Below are 2,209 nucleotides of genomic sequence, written 5' to 3' on the forward strand. Positions count from 1 at the left end.
GACCCCCCCCGCCAGGACGCGTTCCCGCCGGCCCCGTCTCCGGCCGCGGCGCTCGGCGGCCCGGCTGGCGTCCAGGAACTCGCGTTCGACGGGCGCCAGCGGCAGGCCCGGGCCCTCGGCGGGCGGCTCCAGGAGGCGTTCCAGCCGCCGGCCGGCCAGCAGGTGGGTGGCGCGGCGCCCGTCCGCCACCCAGGCGGCGGCGCTCTCGGCGATCTCCTGGTGGCGCAGCAGGTCCGCCCGGGACTCGCGGATCCAGCGGCCCAGCAGCGGCCAGCCGCGCAGCAGCGCCTCGTGGGAGATCTGCGCGCCGTTCTCGGACCCGGTGATCAGCCGGGAGCGGTCGAGCGCCTCGATCACGTCCCGCAGCGCCCGCCGTTCGTCCGGCGGCCGGCCCTCCAGCAGCGCGGGCAGGTCGGCGGTGCGCCGCCGCGCCCCGCCGTCCGCGTCCAGGTGGACCAGGCGCAGCAGCACGTCGCGCAGCGCGGCCCGCCCGGTGGCGTCGAGGCGGTCGTGCAGCTTGTCGCCGGTGTTGGCCACCGCGTGCCAGATGCCCCGGGTGTCCTGGTAGCCGGCCAGGGTGAGGACGGCGCCGCTGCGCCGCTGCCAGGTCTCGTGCAGGGCGTGCGCGAGGAAGGGCAGGCCCTCGACCGGTTCGTGGCTGCCGCCGCCCTGCCGCAGGTCGTGCAGCAGCCGGTCGACCAGGCCGTTCTCCAGCGTCAGCCCGGCCTCCAGGGCGGGCCGTTCGACCGCCTCGCGCAGCGCGGCGCCCTTCAGCGGCTCCACCGCCAGCTGGTTGCGGTCCAGGGCGGCCGCGAGGTCGGGGTGGGCGAGCGCGTGGCCGTAGGCGTCGGCCCGCAGGGCGAGCACGGTCTCGGGCCGGCCGGGGACGTCGGGGCGGCACAGCAGGCCGATGAAGAGGTCCCGCTGGCGTTCGTCCTCGCAGCGGGTGAACACCTCCTCGAACTGGTCGACCACCAGCAGTCCGCAGGTGGAGTGCCCGGGCAGCGGGTCGGGGAAGCGGCCGGCCACGAAGGCGGCCTGCACGTCCTCGGTGGTCCGGCCGGTGAGCTGGGCCCACTGCCGGGTGAGGGTGGTCATCGGCGCGGGTCCGGGGGCGGCCACCTCCAGGGCCGGCCACGGCACGTCCGCCGCGTCCCGGCCGCCCCGGCCGTGCCGGTCGGCCAGTCCGGCGAGCAGGCCAGCGCGCAGCAGGGACGACTTGCCGGCCCCGGAGGCGCCGACCAGAACGGTCGGCCCGGGCGTCCGCCGGTCGCAGACGGTGTCGAGCAGGTGCTCGATCAGGTCGGCCCGGCCGGAGAAGTAGCGGCTCTCCTTCAGCCGGAAGGGCCGCATGCCCGGATAGGGGCAGGGCAGGTTGCGGGGCGGTTCGCGCCGGTCGTCGGCGGCCGGCCGGTAGGCGCGGTTGGGTGCGATGGCGAGGGTGCCCATGTCCCCCTCGCTGTGCGCGCGCGGACGGACCGGCTCGTGTTCGGCCTTCCGGGCGAGGACGGCGTGCAGGCCGTCCATGGTCAGCTCCGGCCCCCCTTCCGGGTCGCCCTCGGTGAGGACCCTGAGCAGCCGCCCGCTGAACCGGGTGTGCCGGGCGTCGGGCGGCGCGAAGGACTGTCCGAAGTTGTGCGCGGAGGTGAGCAGGAAGCTGCCGACCGGCCAGAGCCGGGCGAACGGGTCCCGGTCGGGGGCGGCGAAGGGCAGCGCGGCCCGCCCCGAGTAGCAGCAGTCCAGGACCACGATGCTGCCGCCGCGGGCCTGGCCGAGCAGGTCGCGGACGGTGCGGTAGGCCACCGCGTGCGCGACCTCGTGCTCCGCCCGCACGTGCCAGGTGGCGAGGTAGAGCTCGTCGTTGGGGCCGAGCAGGCCGTGGCCGACGTAGTAGAGGGCGACCGCGCCGGAGGCCTCGGCGACCACCCGTTCGACGGTGGCGAGCACCTCGGTCTGGTCGGCCTCGGCGCCCACCCGGTGGATCCGTTCGGCGGGCAGTCCGCAGACCTCGTGGAGCACGGTTTCGAGGTCGTCGAGCGTGGTGTCGACGGCGGGCAACGGCTCCAGCCGGGAGCGCGGGTGGTGCCGGCCGGTGCCGACCAGGATCGCGTGCGCGCCGGGCAGCGCGCCCAGGCCGGGCGGGGTGCCGTTCACGGTTGTCCCGGTCGGTCACCCGTCCGGTCGTCGCCCCGGTCGCCGGGCGGCAGGA

The 2,209-nt window shown here is 77.0% G+C and carries 1 protein-coding gene; it reads right to left on the bottom strand.

The window, feature by feature from the left end:
- The coding region (locus ABD308_RS00880) for a caspase, EACC1-associated type (protein ID WP_425554663.1) at window positions 1–2,154 on the bottom strand (2,154 nt) is incomplete at its 3' end.
- Between the last annotated feature and the right edge of the window lie 55 nt (window positions 2,155–2,209).

The organism is Kitasatospora putterlickiae, assembly GCF_039527695.1.
Lineage (GTDB): Bacteria > Actinomycetota > Actinomycetes > Streptomycetales > Streptomycetaceae > Kitasatospora > Kitasatospora putterlickiae.